Origin of the sequence: Pollutimonas rozaliensis (assembly GCF_048751585.1) — a bacterium.
In the GTDB taxonomy this organism is placed as follows: Bacteria; Pseudomonadota; Gammaproteobacteria; order Burkholderiales; family Burkholderiaceae_B.
The window spans coordinates 299,291-316,228 of record NZ_JAZHOB010000002.1; the positions used below are offsets into that span (position 1 = coordinate 299,291).

Below are 16,938 nucleotides of genomic sequence, written 5' to 3' on the forward strand. Positions count from 1 at the left end.
TTCAAGCCTTGCCGCGTGGCGAAAAATTCTTGGGCAATCCCGCCGCGGCGGTATAGCCATACAGTGTCTCGTTCGGCAGGGCGCCGGCCAGTATGTCGCGGGCGGCAAGCAGCTTATCCAGATCGATGCCGGTGTCGCAACCCATGGCTTCCAGCATGAACACCAGGTCTTCCGTAACGATGTTGCCCGTCGCGCCGGGTGCGTAGGGGCAGCCGCCGATGCCGGCCTGGCTGGAGTCGAAAGTACTGACATCGACTTCCAGCGCCGCCACGACATTGGCCAGGCCCAGTCCCATGGTGTTATGCAGATGCGCGCCGCCCGCCTTGTCGCCCAGCTCGCTCTGCAAGCGGCGGAACAATCGGCGGATCTGTGTGGGATTCGCATAGCCCGACGTATCCGACAGGCCGACCTCATCGACGCCGCATTGGGCGACGGTATTGGCCATGCGCATGACCTCATCGTCGCTGATGGCGCCGATGAGGGTGCAGCCGAAGGCCGTGGACAGGCCCGCCTCGATGGCCACGCCGGGATAGCGTTGATTGCGCAGTTGGACGACCTGCCGGACTTCGTCGATGATCTGTGCATGGGTCTTGCGCACGTTGGCCAGCGAATGCGCTTCGCTGACCGATACCGGCATCGTCACTTTATGCGCACCCGCTTCGAACGCCGCTTGTGCGCCTTTCAGGTTCGGAGCCAGGCAAGCGACGTGCAGGCCCGGTATCCCGCGGGCGAACCGCAGGAGCTCGGCGGCGTCGGCCATCTGCGGCAGCAGCTTGGCCGGGACGAAAGAGGCGACTTCTATTTCCTTCAGGCCCGCATCGGCCAGGGCGCTTATCCACCGGCACTTCTCGGCGGTCGGCATAATGCTCTTGATGCTTTGCAGGCCGTCGCGCGGGGCGACTTCACTGATCAATAATTGGGTCATACGGCTAAGGTCCGCTTAATAGGCAGACTGCAGGATCGCGTTGTAATCGCTTTTGTCCAGCGGTCTGGGATTGGTCTTGTGCGCATTGTCTTCAAGCGCCGCGGCGGCGATACCGTCCAGAGCCGATTGCGGCACGCCCAGATCGCGCAATCGCGCAGGTATGCCGATGCGGGCGGTCAGGCCGGCCATGGCTTGGGGCAATTGACGCTCGTTCTGCAATCCCGCCCGCTGGGCGATCAGCGCCGCCTTGCCGTCCAGGGCTTGCAGGTTGTACGCCAGCACGTGCGGCAGAAGGATGGCGTTCAGGGTGCCATGGTGATGGCCCAATGCACCCAGCGGATGGGACAGGGCGTGCACTGCTCCCATTCCTTTCTGAAAGCACATGGCGCCTTCCACCGAACCCATCATCATGTTCCAGCGGGCTTCCTTGTCGCGTCCATCGGCGACCGCGCGTTCGATGTGATCGAATATGCGCTTCATTCCATCCAGGGCAATGGCGTCGGCGGGCGGGTTGATGGCGGGAGAGCAGAAGGTTTCAATGCAATGCGCCAAGGCATCCATGCCGGTAGTGGCCGTGATGGATGGGGGTAGCGCAACAGTCAGTTCGGGGTCGCAGATCGCCATGGTGACGATTTCCGGACAGCGCACGCCGGCCTTGATGCCGTTGTCGAAGACGATGACCGCCGATCGGCCGACTTCGCTGCCGGTTCCTGCCGTGGTGGGCATCAGGATCAGCGGAGGCGGGTTGCGAATGTCTCGCGGAGCGGCGTGCCGGTTGCAGTAATTCCATAGCGGCGGCTCATTCGTGGCAAGGATGGCCACGGCCTTGGCCAGGTCCAGCGCGGCGCCGCCGCCGATGCCGACCACGCCATCACAGTGCTGGGCTTTGTAGCTGGCGGCGCCGGCAACGGCAGCCGCTTCGGTGGGATTGACGGGAACGTCGGTGAACACCGGCAGCGAGGCCGCATCGGCAAGGGCTTCGATCGCCTGGGTGAATACGCCGGCGGCCATGACACCCTTGTCGGTGACGAACAGCGGGCGTTTGATGCCGGCCTGGGCCAGCACGGCTGGCAGCGTTTTGCGGGCGCCATCTCCGAATCGAACGGCGGTTCCGAATGAAAGGTTGATCATGTCAGGCTGTCCTGGTGGGATGTAGGTCGTCGCCGGCGATGCGCTGTGTGACGGACTTGGTAACGAGATAAGCGTCCAGCCCTTCGATGCCGCCTTCGGAGCCGTAGCCGCTATCCTTGACGCCGCCAAAGGGCGAGGCCGGTGTCGAGACGGTGAAGTAATTGACGGCAACCATCCCCGCTTCGATCGCATTGCTCATGGCGCAAGCCCGTGCCAGCGACCGGGTCATGACATAGGCGGCCAGGCCGAAGGGCAAGGCATTTGCGAGCTGAATAGCTTCTTCGATGGTATTGAAGGATGCGATGGGAACGACAGGACCGAAAGGTTCTTCACTCATGATGCGTGCTGTTTCGGGTACATCGGACAGGACGGTGGGCGGATAGAAGTTGCCAGGACCCTTGTCCGGCGCACCGCCGCATTCCAGGCGGGCGCCGTGTCCTATGGCGTCATCCACCAGACTTTCCATGGCTTGCACGCGCCGACTGTTGGCAAGGGGGCCCATTTCCGACGATGGGTCGAGGCCATCGCCGACACGCAGGGATCGCGCCGCTTCGGTGAAGGCGGCAACGAACTCCTTGTACACGCCTGCTTGTACGTAAAAACGGGTGGGGCTGGTGCAGACCTGCCCTGCATTGCGGAACTTGGAGGCTACCGCCTGGCGTGCCGCCTTGACAGGGTCCACGTCGTCGAACACGATGACGGGGGCGTGGCCGCCCAGTTCCATGGTCGCGCGCTTGACGCCTTTGGCGGCCAGCTCCAGCAGGTCCTTGCCGACGGCGGTGGAACCGGTGAAGGAAATCTTGCGGATCACGGGCGACGCGATCAGGTATGGGGAAACATGGCGAGATTTGCCGTACACCAGGTTGAGCACGCCATCGGGCACGCCGGCATCGACGAAGGCCTGGACGATCTCTCGCGCGGTAAAGGGGGTTTCCTCGGACGGCTTGAGTATCAGCGAGCATCCGGCGGCAAGCGCGCCCGCAATCTTGCGCGCCGGGGTCATGGCGGGGAAGTTCCATGGGCAGAAGCTGGCGACGGGGCCTATGGGTTCGCGACGCACCATTTGCTCGACATCGGCGCTGCGCGGGACCAGCACGCGGCCGTACGCGCGGGTTGCTTCCTGCGCCATCCATTCGGTGTTGTCGGCGGAGGTGGCGACTTCGCCTATGGCCTCGGCCAGAGGCTTGCCCTGTTCCAGGGTCATGATGCGGCCGATGCCTTCCTTGCGTGCCCGTATCAGCCTAGCGGCTTCCTGCAGGATCCGACCGCGCTCATAGGCGGAGGTGTTTTTCCATTTCAGGAAACCTTCGGCCGCAGCCTGCAAGGCCGCGTCCAGGCCGGCCGTATCGATGATCTCGACCTGTCCGATCACCTGGCCATTGGCCGGGTTGTAAACGGGCGAGACGGGCAGTCCGCCGGGCAGGTAGTGCCGGCCCGCTATGAAAGAGTGAGCGTGTTCCATCTTCTGTAATCCGTGAGTGGCCGCTTATGCGTCGGCGCGCAGGCGCACCAGTTGTTTGCCGATGTTCGAACCGTTGAGCATGTCGATGAAGGCTTGTGCAGCGTTCTCCAGGCCATCGGTAATGGATTCGCGGTATTTCAGTTTTCCCGATGCATAGGCCTGCGCCAGGCTTTTCGTTGCGGCGGGCCACAGGTCTTTGTGATCGGACAGCACGAAGCCGCGCAGAGTCACTCGGCGGTTGAACAGTTCGCGATAGTTCTTGATGCCATACGGCTCGGTGGCGTTGTATTGGGAGACCAGTCCGCATAAGGGTATGCGGGCAAAGTTGTTAAGCAGGGGCAGGACGGCGTCGACAATGGGACCGCCGACGTTGTCGTAATAGATGTCCACACCTTGCGGCACGGCTTGCGCCAGATCGCGCTCGAAGGTGGGCGACTTGTAGTCGACGCAGGCATCGAAATTGAATTCCTTGCGTACGACTTCGCATTTTTGTGCGCCGCCCGCGATTCCGACCACGCGGCAGCCCTCCAGTTTGGCCAGTTGGCCCACCACACTGCCAACGGCGCCGGAAGCGGCGGAAACCAGCACGGTTTCCCCGGCTTTCGGCTTGCCGAATTCCATCAAACCCACCCAGGCGGTGATCCCGGTGGAACCCAGCGAGCCAAGATAGGCTGTCGGGGGCGCCGCCTGAATGTCGATCTTTTGCAGATCGCCGGCATTGGCCAGGCTGTAGTCCTGCCAGCCCAGACGGCCGACCACCCAGTCGCCGGGTTCGAATCCATCCATTCGGCTGGCGACGACCTTCCCCACCGTCCGCCCCACCAGAACATCACCCAATTGCATGACAGAGGTGTAGGAATCCTTCTCTTCCATGCGCATGCGGATATACGGATCCACCGACAGGTAGTGGTTGTGCACCAATGCCTGGTCCTGCCCCGGCTGCTCCAATGGGATGTGCTCCAGCTGGAAGCAATCCACGGTGGGCATTCCGTTGGGACGCTTGGAAAAAACGATGCGGCGGTTCAGATCGACGGTGGACGGCATGTGCTTAACCTATGGAAATATTGGCGTCTTTGATGAGTTTGGCCAGCAGCTTGCGTTGCTGATCCAGCCACGAAGAGAATTCCTGCGGCGTGTTGGCGACGAGTACGGCGGCCGATGGCGCGATGGACTTGATGAGTTCCGGGTCCTTGGCGGCCTGGGCCGTAGCCTGCTGGACACGGGCAATGACATTGTCCGGGGTGCCTTCAGGAGCGAAAAAGCCGAACCAATCGTCCATATCGTATCCCGGGTAGCCCTGCTCGGCGATGGTCGGGATGTCAGGGTATTGCGGGCTGCGCTCCAGGCTTGTGACGGCCAGGATGCGGGTTTTTCCGGCTTCGGCTCCGCCCCGGGCCGTGGACAAGGTAATGAGCGCCGAGTCGATCTGGCCGCCCATCAGGTCGCGGCCCGCATCGGCGCCGCCGCGATAGGGCGTATGAATCAGCTTGGTTCCCGACAGCTCCTGGAATCGCATCAAGGCCAGATGAGCCATGGCGCCGGACGGAGGTGTGCCGCAGGAAACGGAATTCGGATGCGCTTTGACGTAGTCCACGAACTCCTTCAGGTTCTTTGCGGGAAAGTCCTGTCGCACAGCGATGACTTGCGGGACGCGCACGGCCATGGTGATGGGCGTGAATGACGTCTCGTAGTCGAACTTCAGGTTCTTGATCAGCAGCTGATTGGTAAGTTGATTGGCCGCGTCCCAGATAAGGGTGTAGCCGTCCTTGGGCGCTTGCAGAACGGCCAGTGCGGCCACGACGGCGTTTCCGCCGGTGCGGTTTTCAATGACCAGCGATTGGCCCAGTATTTCGGCGACCTTGGCGCCTACGGTGCGGGCGGAGGTGTCGGCGGCTCCGCCGGCCGAGAACGGAACGACAACACGCACGGCTCGTGTGGGCCATTTTTCTTGAGCGTAGACGGCGCCCGCATGTCCGAGAAGAGGAGCGGCCAATGCGGCCATGCCGGCCTTGAGTATATTGCGGCGGCCCGGCGCCGCGATGGCGGACGAGACCGCGTGTAAGGAATCCTTGTTGCTTGCCATGTGTGTTGTCTCCAGTGGAGGGAAGTTATCGTTCTTTCTTATAGAACGGCGTTCTATTATTTTATAGATATTTATTTTTGTCTGTCAATGGACCGGCACGTGTTGCGTATGTGCGATGACGTCGATTTTCATACAAGAAAATGGACGCCAAGAGTAATATTGCGCAATTTCAATCACCCGCTTTCTGCTCTCTGGGAGAAAAGGCTCGATGAGCGCAACACGCCGACACGATATAGACCGGCACTCGCCGGGAATTCTGCTTCACGCGAGGACGGAGGTGCTTCTTGAGCCGTCGCTGCAAGGCTTCATGGCCGACCTCCAGGCCGTGAATCTGGCCGGACATGTGGACCTGGTCCGGCATGCCGGCCAGGACGGGGCCTGGGCGCAGTTCCGCCTGAATGCGCAGGCCGCTGCCCAGTGGGCGCCCGATCACGACACGACGGGACTATGCGCCAAGCTCAAGCTGGATACCTGCGGCAATCCGGACGACCTGGAGCGTGAAATTCTTGTCGCCCTGCTTTTAAGCCCTATCCCTTTCCTCTTTCCCAGCCATGCGGAGCTGACGTCGGCGGTACGGGTGCGCAAGAACATCGTTCAGGCCGCGCGGATGACCGCGCTCGCGTTCGATACGGAGCATGCCGAACGGCCCCAAGAGTACTGGACTTATTCGGAAGAGTGCGGCTTTACCGTCAAGGACGGCGCGCGGCTGATCGAAGCCTTGCAGAAGACCACTCAACCGGACCGCTCCCACAAGCTGTATTCCTTTTCCTGCTACCGGGCGACTGAATACGTGATTCTGCTGGCCGTCGCACAGGAGCTGGCGGTCAGCAATCCCGACTTGCTGGCCATGCTGCAGCGCCAGTGGGAAACGCGGGCCATCATGTCGGGACAGTTCCATGATGTGTTTCTGCGTGAGTTCGGGTCGATGAGCGAGCCCTTGCCGCCCAAATACTATATTCCCGGCGACCGCCTGTGGTTCAGGAACCCCGATGAACATTCTTCGAACGTCGAGGGATATGAGGGGTCATGGGTGTTCTACGTGGGTGACGGGCTGTTCACGAATTTCTGGAAGCGGGACCAGCCCTTTACCTTGACGACGAAATGCGTGGAGCTTTTTCATTGGCGCAACGCGACGTATCGCGATGCGGCCGGCAAGCTTCTGATGGATGATGATGTGGTCGATGAGCGGGTGGCCGCCACATTGCGCGATCCGGATGAGGTGGCAGGAATCCTGGAAAGCATGTTGCGCTTGCGCGATCCGGGCGGCGTCTACCGCGACGGAGGATGCATAGACACCAGCCGGGAATGCGTCCGCCTGTTGCGGCCGGGGACATCGGAAATCGCGCTACCGGAAATCAGTCCCGCACGGGCGCAGGCCAATCTATAGGAAGTGGTCGAGCAGCCGGCGGCTGCCCTTGTCCAGTTCGCTTACGTTGCCGATCAAGAACTGGATGCCGTGGCCGTCGCTGATCAAAAGCGCCGTTGCCGACAGCCGGCGTATGTCTTCTTCGGCCTTGAGCAACAGGGTGGTGTCGCCCCTGTCGGTGTCCACCTGCCAGGTACTGGGGGTGGCGAAGCTGGAAACATGCCGGATGCGCTGGATGCGCGGCATGAATTCCCGGCTGGCCAGTTCTTCTTGCAGCATGGAACGCACATCGTCGGGCAAATCGTCCAGGCTTTCTATCCAGGCCTGTTCCGCGCCTTCCGCATCGACCAGCGCAATCCCTTCGCCGGGCGCCGAAATCGGAAAGCTGCGCACCGGTGTCAAGGCGCGTCGGGCCGCGCCCTCCGAGGCCAGATACAGACGGCCGAAGGCATCGCGTTCCAGCGGCAGATTGTGGCGGTTTGCGGTCTTGCTGTTTTTCATGCGATGCCTCGTTCTTCGTCTTCAATCCAGTCTTCGTCCGCCGAGCCGGGATTCATCTTTCCTTCCTGCGCCTGGTAAAGCTTGAAGTAATGGCCGTTCTTGGCCAGCAGTTCGTCATGCCGGCCCACTTCTACGATCTCGCCCTTATCCAGCACCACCAGCCTGTCCGCCTGGCGCAGGGTGCTCAGGCGGTGGGCGATGGATATCGTCGTGCGGCCGCGAACCAGGTTGTCCAGCGCCTTCTGGATCTCTTTTTCGGTGCTGGTGTCCACCGACGAGGTGGCTTCGTCGAGAATCAGGATGGGGGGATCGATAAGCAAGGCGCGCGCGATGGAGATGCGTTGACGCTCGCCGCCCGATAGCGCCTGGCCGCGTTCGCCCACCAGCGAATCGTAGCCATGAGGCAGGCGCAGGATGAACTCATGCGCGTTGGCCGCGCGGGCCGCGGCGATGATTTCCCGGCGCGTGGCTTCGGGCTTGCCGTAGGCGATGTTCTCGGCAATCGTGCCGAAAAACAGGAAAGGCTCTTGCAGGACCAGGCCGATATGGCGGCGATAGTCGGAGATGGATAGCGAACGGATGTCCGTGCCGTCCAGCCGGATCTGTCCTTGCGAAACGTCGTAGAAGCGGCAGATAAGATTGACCAGTGTGCTCTTGCCCGAGCCGCTGTGGCCCACCAGGCCTATCATTTCGCCCGGCGCTATATCCAGATTGATGCGGCGCATGACCGAGCGGTTGCCATAGCGGAAGCCCACATTGCGCAGCTCGATGCGTCCCGTCACATGCTCGATGCGCACCGGCCTGGCGGGCTCGGGGACCGTCGATACATGGTCCAGGATATCGAATATGCGTTTGGCGCCCGCCGCGGCTTTCTGGGTGAACGAAACGATGCGGCTCATGGAGTCCAGCCGTAGGTAGAACCGTCCGATGTAGGTCAGGAAGGCGGTCAGTACGCCGACGGTGATCTCGTTGTGCGCCACCAGCCAGATGCCGAAGGCCCACACGATCAGCAGGCCGATTTCGGTCAGCAGCGTAACCGTGGGCGCAAAAAGCGACCACAGGGTGTTGACCCTATCGTTGACCAGCAAGTTGCGGTTGTTGGCCTCCCGGAAGCGCGCCACCTCGCGCTTTTCCTGCGCGAAGGCCTTGACCACGCGTATGCCCGGAATGGTGTCCGCCAATACGTTGGTGATCTCGGACCAGATGCGGTCGACCTTTTCGAAACCATGGCGCAGGCGGTCCCGCACCATGTGGATCATCCAGGCGATGAAAGGCAGGGGAATCAGCGTGACCGCCGCGAGCCAGGGATTGATGGAAAACAGGATGGCCGCCGTCATGACGATCATCAGCACATCGGTGGCGAAATCCAGCAGATGCAGCGACAGGAAGATGCAGATGCGGTCGGATTCCGAGCCGATGCGGGAAATCAGGTCGCCGGTGCGCTTGCCGCCGAAGTATTGCAGGGGCAGCGCCTGCAAGTGCTGGTAGGTGGCGGTGCGCAGGTCGGCGCCAATGCGCTCGCTGACCCAGGCCAGGATGTAAGTGCGGGCCCAACCCAGCAGCCAGGCAAGCGCCGACGATGCCAGCAGGCCGCCCAGGTAAAGCCGGACCAATCCGTAGTCGATGGGCTTGCCGTTCTGGAAGGGGATAAGGATATCGTCCATGAGCGGCATGGTCAGGTAAGGCGCGACCAGGGCGGCGGCAGTCGATGTGACCGTCAACAAGAAACCCAGCAGCAGGGCGTTGCGATAGGGCCTGGCAAAGCGCCAAAGCCGCAGCAGGGCCCAAGTGGAAGGCGCCGATGTGGCTTGGACGGAGCCGCCCAGCAAGGTGTCGGCTTGCTGCGGCGGCGTTTGCGCTGTTCCGTGCTGTCCGCGCAGGCGTTCGAAGCGTTCGACCAGCGACAATGCGGCCGAATTGTTCCTGAGCGTATAGCGCCAGATGCCCAGGCGTGCCTGGGTATCGTGCAATTCCAGGGTGCCGACGCCGGCGTGGTCATGATGCTGAAGCTTCAGGTCCGGCTGCAGCGTCCAGGCCTGCCAGTCGGTATCGTAAGGTCCTTTTACGAGCAATTGCCTGCCTGTCAGCACGATCGTGCCGGGGGCGAAGCGCAATTGCGGATCCAGGTCTGTGCTTATCCAGGCAAGCACGGTTTCTCCCTGGCTCAGCCAAGGAGCCAGTGTTGCGCTGCTGTCGTCGGGCAAGCCGGCGGCTGCGAGATGGGTTTCGTCAGGTGTTTTGTTCATTGAACAGCGATGTTCCGTCCCCAAAATAGGGGATTCTTAAGGATGCAGGTGCGATATTGTCACGTCGAATGCGCGCGCCTTGTAAAAAGGCTGGGGAAAGATGTGGTTTTTTTGCCTCTGACTGACAATTTTCTTCTCTTCCAGGCAACTTGGCAAACACATCCGGGGTCAATTGCCGTTAAATACACTCCAGTTGGTTTGTGTAGTTCCATGTTCGCTCTTATTCCCATCCAAGATGCAAAAGAAATACATCGAGTTCATCAACATGATGATGCTGCGCGGCCCCAATATCTGGGCATACCGTCCGGTCATCGAGGCATGGGTAGATATAGGCGAGCTGGAGGACTATCCCTCCAATGTCATTCCGGGCTTCTACGAGCGCCTGGTGGAGTGGCTGCCCTCATTGGTGGAGCACCGTTGCAGCGTCGGAGAGCGCGGCGGCTTCCTGCAGCGCCTGCGCCAGGGTACCTGGCCGGCCCATATTCTCGAACATGTCACCCTTGAGCTGCAGAACCTGGCCGGCATGCCCGGCGGCTTGGGAAGAGCTCGCGAAACATCCGTGCGCGGCGTTTACAAAGTCATAGTCCGCGCCTGGCACGAGCCGGTTACGCGCGCTGCCTTGTATTTCGCCCGCGACCTGGTGATGGCGGCCATCGAGGACCGTGAGTTCGACGTCGAGGCCGCGGTTGAAGAGCTGCGCGATCTGGCCGAAGACCTGCGCCTGGGGCCCAGCACCGCGTGCATCGTCGAGGCGGCCGATGATCGGGATATTTCCACAATCCGCCTTAGCGAGGCCAACCTGGTCCAGTTGGGCTATGGCGCCCGGCAGCGGCGTATCTGGACGGCGGAGACCAATCGCACCAGCGCGATTGCCGAAAGCGTCTCCCGCAATAAGGATTTGACCAAGAGCCTGCTGCAAGCTTGCGGCGTGCCGGTCCCCGAGGGCCAACTGGTAAATAGCGTCGAAGAGGCCTGGGAGGCCGCGCAAGACATAGGCCTGCCGGTGGTCGTGAAGCCGTCCGACGGCAATCATGGGCGCGGCGTGTTCACGAACCTGACGACGCTGGCCGAAATAGAGACCGCCTTTGCCGTTGCCGTGGATGAAGGCAGCGGTGTGGTTGTCGAACGCTTCGTGCGCGGCGACGAACATCGCGTGCTGGTCGTGGGCGGGCGCATGGTGGCGGCCGCGCGCGGCGACGCCGCCACTGTGATCGGCGACGGCGCGAGCACGATAGAAGAACTGATCGAGTCGCAATTGAATTCCGATCCCCGCCGCGGTCGCGACGAGGATCATCCGCTAAATCTGATACGCATTGACTCCGCCGCGCGGCTGGAGCTGGCGCGCCAGAACCTGGGGCCGGGCGCCATTCCCGCCGCGGGCACCCGTGTACTGATACAGCGCAACGGGAATGTGTCCATCGACGTAACCGATGCGGTGCATCCAAGCGTGGCCGCCGCAGTCGAGCTGGCGGCGCGCATCGTCGGCCTGGACATTGCCGGTGTCGATCTGGTCGCCGAGGATATTTCGGTTCCACTCGAAGAGCAGCGCGGCGCGATTGTCGAAGTGAATGCCGGCCCCGGACTGCTCATGCACCTGAAACCGGCCGCTGGCGAACCACGCCCGGTGGGACAGGCTATCGTCGATTATCTGTTCCCTCCCGGAGACACCGGCCACGTCCCGCTGGCCGGGATCACGGGCAGCAAAGGAAAAACCACCGTTGCACGCTTGCTTGCGCGCATGCTGCAGCTTAGCAATCTGCATACGGGCCTGGCATGCGGCAACGGACTTTTCTTTGGCCGCAGGCATGTGCAGAAGACGGATGGCGCCAATTGGGCGGCGGCGCGCCGGGTCTTGTTGAACAGAGGCGTCCAGGCAGGCGTCATGGAAAACGGCCCGCTCAGTATTCTTAGCGAAGGCCTGGCCTACGATCGCTGCCAGGTCGGCATCGTGACCAATCTCGACCCCGATGGCATCTTGCCGGAGTTCTACATTGACGACGCGGAGCAGTTGGCCAAAGTCCTGCGCACCCAGGTCGATGTCGTGCTTCCGGGGGGAACCGCTGTATTGAATGCCGACGATCCGCTGGTGGCCGACATGGCCGGCCTCTGCGATGGAAGCGTGATCTTCTTTGGCAGGGATGCCCGCGCGCCGACGATCGCGGCGCACAGAATCCAGGGCGGACGCGCCGTGTTCCTGGATGGCTCGCGTATCGTGCTGGCGGAAGGCCCCCAAGAGACCTTCTTGACCGAACTGCAAGCCATACCCTTGACCGAAGGCGGGACACTTGAGTTCCAGAACATGAATGTCCTGGCCGCTGTTGCCGCGGCCTGGGCGCTGAACGTGCACGAGGATCTGATACGGGCGGGCATAGAAACCTTTGGCCTGGAGGCGGGCGAGTCGTTCGCCGAGGCGCCTGGCTCCCTTGTCGAAGCGCCGGCCTGATATACGGCCATCCAATGCAATAAATCAGGCTTTCGTCCCAGGCCTGTCCAGGCAAGAAGGAATATTATCTAATGGAAGTTTCCCGCATACGGGCGCTGCGCGGCCCCAATTTGTGGTGCAGGCAAACCGTAATCGAAGCGATCGTCTCATGCACTGAAGTCGAGCGTGTCATCGATAACGTGGAAGTTTTCGAGAACCGCTTGCGAGCGCGCTTTCCCGACATCGATATTCTCAGGACCTCCAGCCAGGAGCCGGCCAATTCCATGGCGCACGCGCTGGCTTATGCGGCCCTGCGGCTGCAAACGCTGGCCGGCTGCCAGGTCGTCTTCAGCCGCGCCGCGCCAACGACCGAGCTGGGCGTGTACCAGGTGGTGGTCGAATATTCCGAAGAAGCCGTGGGCCAGATGGCTTTTGCACTGGCGGAGCAGCTTTGCATTGCCGCCATGCAGGATGTGCCCTTCGATTTGACCGAAGGCCTGATTCGCTTGCGCGACCTGAACGAGGACATACGCCTGGGTCCAAGCACCGGCGCCATCGTTCAGTCCGCCCTGAAGCGCGATATTCCTTATCGCCGATTGACTGAAGGCAGTCTGGTGCAGTTTGGCTGGGGCTGCAGGCAGCGCCGCATTCAGGCGGCCGAAACGGATAGCAGCGGAGCGATCGCCGAGTCCATTGCCCAGGACAAGGAATTGACCAAGAGCCTGCTTGCGGCGGCTGGCGTGCAGGTGCCCGAAGGGCGCTGCGCCAACAGTGCGCAAGACGCCTGGGAGGCGGCATGCGAAATCGGCGGACCCGTGGTGCTCAAGCCGCGCGACGGCAGCCAAGGCAAGGGCGTGGCGGTCAACATCCAGGGCCGCGACCAGATCGAGACGGCCTACGCGGCGGCATCGGGCTACGGGTCGGAAGTGATCGTCGAGCGCTATTTCCCCGGCCATGATTTCCGTCTGCTGGTGGTGGGCGACAAGCTGGTTGCGGCCGCGCGCCGCGATCCTCCCCAGGTTATTGGCGACGGTGAACGAAGCATTGCGCAGTTGGTGGAGCAAATCAATGCGGATCCGCTGCGCGGCGAAGGACACGGCAGTTCACTGACCAAGATCAGGCTGGATGATATCGCGCTGGCGACGATGGCGGCGCAGAACTACGAGGCCGATTCCATACCGGAAAAAGGCGTATTGGTGACGTTGCGCAACAATGCCAACCTGAGTACCGGGGGGTCCGCCACCGATGTGACTGATCACGTCCATCCGGATTTGGCGGCGACCGCCGTGGCGGCGGCGCAAATGGTCGGGCTGGATGTTTGCGGCATCGACCTGGTCAGTGAACACGTCTATGAGCCGCTGGACAAGCAAAGCGGCTGCATCGTCGAAGTCAATGCGGCGCCGGGCCTGCGCATGCACCTGAATCCCTCCTTTGGAAAAGGCCGGGCCGTGGGCGACGCCATCATCGATTGCATGTTCCCTGAAGGGGAAAACGGCCGTATTCCACTGGTGGCCGTAGCGGGCACCAATGGCAAGACAACCACCGTGCGCCTGATTGCGCACCTGATCGCCGGCACCGGCGCGTGCGTTGGCATGACGAACTCCGACGGCGTGTACATAGGAAGCCGGCGCATCGACAGTGGCGATTGCAGCGGGCCGCGCAGCGCGCGCAATGTGCTGCTGCACCCGGATGTGGAAGCGGCGGTGTTCGAGACGGCGCGCGGAGGCGTATTGCGCGAAGGGCTGGGATTCGATCGTTGCGACGTCGCCGTGGTAACGAATGTGGGCACAGGCGACCATCTGGGCCTGAGCTTTATCAGCACGGTCGAGGACCTGGCTATCGTCAAGCGCGTGATTGTGGAAAATGTCTCGCCTGAGGGCGTGGCGGTACTGAATGCCGCCGACCCCATCGTTGCGGCCATGGGGGAGAACTGCCCGGGCTCGGTGATCTTTTTCGCCGCTGACCGGAATAATCCCATCCTGGCAACCCACAAAGCGCAAGGGCGGCGGACGGTGTACGTCGAAGACGGCGCCATCGTGTTGGCCGAAGGCGCTTTCGAGTACCGGATCGGCATGGACGGCATTCCGCTGGTGCGCGGCGGCACTATCGGCTTCCAGGTCGATAATGCCATGGCGGCCCTGGCCGCCGCATGGGCGCTGGGTCTGGAGTTGACCAGCATCCAGGCCGCTGCGGCAACTTTCGTGAACGATGCGCAGACCGCGCCAGGCCGCTTCAACGTGTTTTCGTATCGAGGCGCCACGCTGATTGCCGATTACGGCCATAATCCCGACGCTATCATGGCGCTGGTCCAGGCGGTGGACGCCATGCCGGCGAGCCGGCGCAGCGTGGTTATAAGCGGAGCCGGTGATCGGCGCGACATAGACATACGCCGTCAGACCGAGATCTTGGGCGACGCGTTCGACGAAGTCATTCTTTACCAGGATATGTGCCAGCGCGGCCGCGAGGACGGCGAGGTCCTTGCCCTGCTTCGCCAGGGCCTGGCCAATGCGCAGCGCGCCAAGCAGTTGCAGGAGATACGAGGCGAGTTCCTGGCCATCGATACCGCGCTGGCCGGCTTGCGGGAAGGCGAGCTGTGCCTGGTTCTGATCGATCAGGTGGAGGAGGCGCTGGCTCATATCGCGGGGCGGGTCGCTGAAGGCTAAGGGCTGTTACATGTTGGATCGCCCTGCCGGTTGAAATGCCGGGATCGGGCGTCAATAATGGAGCTGCTGAATTTCCAATCAGGTTTTCTTGATCAGGAGGTGCTCCATGCCAGCCAAATCGCAGGCTCAGCAAAAGGCCGCAGGCGCGGCCTTGGCCGCCAAGCGCGGCGAGATCAAGGTGGGCGAGCTCAAAGGCGCTTCACGAAGCATGTATGACTCCATGAGCGAAAAAGAGCTCGACGAGTTGGCTTCCACCAAGCGCAAGGGTAAGCCGGAACATAAATCCAGTTCATAGCCATGCAAGGCATGCTTCAACGCGAAGCATGCTTTTTTTTATCCAAAAAGGGGATCGCCATGAGTCGTTTGCCGGATACGGATTTCGATAGTTTGTTGCCACCGCTGATTTTGGACAGGCGGGGATTCATGGCAACCACGCTGGCGGGTGGATTTGCGCTTGCGGCGGGCCCGGCCGCCGCGACCGCCATTGCAACGGACGACAAGGGACTGGTGGCGGGGCAGATACAGATTCCGGTCGAGGGCGGCCGCATACCGGCCTACCGCGCGGCGCCGGACGGGAACGCCGCCGCGCCGGTGATCCTGGTGGTGCAGGAAATCTTCGGCGTGCATGAATACATCAAGGACGTTTGCCGGCGCCTGGCGAAAGTCGGCTATATGGCGATCGCCCCCGAGCTGTATTCCAGGCAAGGCGATCCGAGCAAATATACCGAAGTGGCGCAGTTGATCAGCCAGGTCGTGAACAAGGTGCCCGATCCGCAGGTCATGAGCGATCTGGATGCGGCGGTGGCGTGGGCGGGCAAGAATGGCGGCGATGTCGGCAAGCTGGGTATAACGGGATTCTGCTGGGGAGGCCGCATCGTATGGCTCTATGCGGCCCATAATCCCGAAGTCGATGCCGGGGTGGCCTGGTATGGCCGCCTGGTGGGCAATGCCGACGCCCTGCATCCCAGCCAGCCCGTCGATGTTGCGGCCAAGCTGCATGGTCCGATCCTGGGACTATATGGCGGCAAGGACGCCGGCATCACGCAAGACTCCATCGATGCCATGAAGGCGGAACTGGCCAAGGGGCCGGACGCCGCCCGGCAGTCGGAGTTTGTGATCTATCCCGATGCGCCGCACGCATTCCATGCGGATTACCGCCCCAGTTACCGGCCCGACGCGGCGCAAGACGGCTGGAAGCGTGCCCTGGCCTGGTTCGACAAGCATCTTGGCGGCTAGCGGCCGGCCATCGAACTGCGGTCCATCGACGCTGCGGCCGCCGGCCGCGCATTGATGCGATTCATCAGCGGCCCGCCTGCCCCAGGCGGGCTGCCCGCGTTATCATGCACGACAATCCGGATTCGAGTCGCAGGTACGGGAATGATAGAAATCAAGCAGGTCAGCAAGTGGTACGGGACGACGCAGGTGCTGGACGACTGCACTACTCAGGTCGCGCAGGGCGAGGTCGTCGTCGTTTGCGGTCCTTCGGGTTCAGGCAAGTCGACGCTTATAAAGACGGTCAATGGACTCGAGCCTTTCCAGAAGGGCGAGATCTTCGTTGATGGCGTGTCCGTGGGCGCGCCGGACACCAATCTTCCGCGCCTGCGCGCGCGCATAGGCATGGTGTTCCAGAGCTTCGAGCTGTTCCCGCATTTATCGGTCACGCAGAATCTGGTGCTGGCGCAGGTCAAGGTGCTTGGCCGCAGCCGGGACGAGGCGGCCAGTCGCGGCGGCGCGCTTCTTGATCGCGTCGGTCTGCGGGCGCACCAGGATAAATTCCCCAGCCAGCTGTCGGGCGGGCAGCAGCAGCGGGTGGCGATCGCGCGGGCGCTGGCCATGGATCCCATCGCCATGCTGTTCGACGAGCCGACCTCGGCGCTGGACCCCGAAATGGTCAACGAAGTGCTGGACGTCATGGTGGACTTGGCAAGCGAGGGGATGACCATGATGGTGGTGACGCACGAAATGGGATTTGCGCGCAAAGTGGCCGACCGTGTGGTGTTCATGGACCTGGGCAAGATCGTCGAAGATACAGCCACCGAGGAATTTTTCGGCAATTTGGACGCGCGATCCGAGCGTGCGCGGCAGTTCCTGTCGAAGATTTTGCACCACTGACTACAGCGCTCGCGAACGAGGCGGCCC

The 16,938-nt window shown here is 62.1% G+C and carries 13 protein-coding genes; 6 read left to right on the plus strand and 7 right to left on the minus strand.

Annotated features, from left to right (window positions below; translation table 11 throughout):
* Position 1: 1 nt before the first annotated feature.
* Genes V0R37_RS04650 through V0R37_RS04670 form a run of 5 tightly spaced genes read right to left on the minus strand, consistent with a single transcriptional unit; the run spans position 2 to position 5,601 of the window.
* A complete protein-coding gene (locus tag V0R37_RS04650; protein ID WP_420373380.1) occupies positions 2-925 on the minus strand; it encodes a hydroxymethylglutaryl-CoA lyase in 924 nt (307 codons plus the stop codon).
* 15 nt (positions 926-940) lie between these two features.
* The gene (locus V0R37_RS04655; RefSeq protein WP_420373381.1) at positions 941-2,056 is read right to left on the minus strand and encodes an iron-containing alcohol dehydrogenase; all 1,116 of its coding nucleotides are present in this window, start codon (positions 2,054-2,056) and stop codon (positions 941-943) included.
* Position 2,057: 1 nt separating this feature from the next.
* Positions 2,058-3,518: an NAD-dependent succinate-semialdehyde dehydrogenase gene (locus V0R37_RS04660; protein ID WP_420373382.1), complete on the minus strand. Its 1,461-nt coding sequence runs from the start codon at positions 3,516-3,518 to the stop codon at positions 2,058-2,060.
* A gap of 24 nt (positions 3,519-3,542) precedes the next feature.
* Positions 3,543-4,562 (minus strand): NADP-dependent oxidoreductase, encoded by a 1,020-nt coding sequence (locus V0R37_RS04665; RefSeq protein ID WP_420373383.1) that lies wholly within the window; start codon positions 4,560-4,562, stop codon positions 3,543-3,545.
* 4 nt (positions 4,563-4,566) lie between these two features.
* A complete protein-coding gene (locus tag V0R37_RS04670; RefSeq protein WP_420373384.1) occupies positions 4,567-5,601 on the minus strand; it encodes a Bug family tripartite tricarboxylate transporter substrate binding protein in 1,035 nt (344 codons plus the stop codon).
* 208 nt (positions 5,602-5,809) lie between these two features.
* Between V0R37_RS04670 and V0R37_RS04675 the strand changes: the two genes are divergently transcribed.
* Entirely contained in the window at positions 5,810-6,988 is a 1,179-nt protein-coding gene (locus V0R37_RS04675; protein WP_420373385.1) for a hypothetical protein, read from the plus strand.
* Here the strand turns inward: V0R37_RS04675 and V0R37_RS04680 are convergent.
* Complete coding sequence (locus V0R37_RS04680; RefSeq protein WP_420373386.1) at positions 6,983-7,468, minus strand: cyanophycin metabolism-associated DUF1854 family protein; 486 nt, start codon at positions 7,466-7,468, stop codon at positions 6,983-6,985. The two genes, V0R37_RS04675 and V0R37_RS04680, sit on opposite strands and share 6 nt — an antisense overlap.
* Positions 7,465-9,714 carry a cyanophycin metabolism-associated ABC transporter gene (locus tag V0R37_RS04685; RefSeq protein WP_420373387.1) on the minus strand — a complete coding sequence of 750 codons (2,250 nt, stop codon included), beginning with the start codon at positions 9,712-9,714 and terminating at the stop codon, positions 7,465-7,467. Before V0R37_RS04685 ends, V0R37_RS04680 begins: the two co-directional genes overlap by 4 nt.
* A 235-nt stretch (positions 9,715-9,949) precedes the next feature.
* On the opposite strand from V0R37_RS04685, the gene V0R37_RS04690 reads away from it, so the two are divergent.
* The 5 genes from V0R37_RS04690 (at position 9,950) to V0R37_RS04710 (ending at position 16,911) form a co-directional block, all read left to right on the plus strand.
* Positions 9,950-12,157, plus strand: coding sequence for a cyanophycin synthetase (locus tag V0R37_RS04690; protein WP_420373388.1), 2,208 nt, complete (start codon positions 9,950-9,952; stop codon positions 12,155-12,157).
* A 71-nt stretch (positions 12,158-12,228) separates the two neighbouring features.
* Positions 12,229-14,799, plus strand: a complete 2,571-nt coding sequence (gene cphA / locus V0R37_RS04695) for a cyanophycin synthetase (protein WP_420373389.1) — start codon at positions 12,229-12,231, stop codon at positions 14,797-14,799.
* A 106-nt stretch (positions 14,800-14,905) separates the two neighbouring features.
* Positions 14,906-15,094 carry a DUF3008 family protein gene (locus V0R37_RS04700; protein ID WP_420373390.1) on the plus strand — a complete coding sequence of 63 codons (189 nt, stop codon included), beginning with the start codon at positions 14,906-14,908 and terminating at the stop codon, positions 15,092-15,094.
* A 59-nt stretch (positions 15,095-15,153) separates the two neighbouring features.
* Positions 15,154-16,035 (plus strand): dienelactone hydrolase family protein, encoded by an 882-nt coding sequence (locus V0R37_RS04705; RefSeq protein WP_420373391.1) that lies wholly within the window; start codon positions 15,154-15,156, stop codon positions 16,033-16,035.
* A gap of 141 nt (positions 16,036-16,176) precedes the next feature.
* A complete protein-coding gene (locus tag V0R37_RS04710) occupies positions 16,177-16,911 on the plus strand; it encodes an amino acid ABC transporter ATP-binding protein (protein WP_420373392.1) in 735 nt (244 codons plus the stop codon).
* Positions 16,912-16,938: the final 27 nt, after the last annotated feature.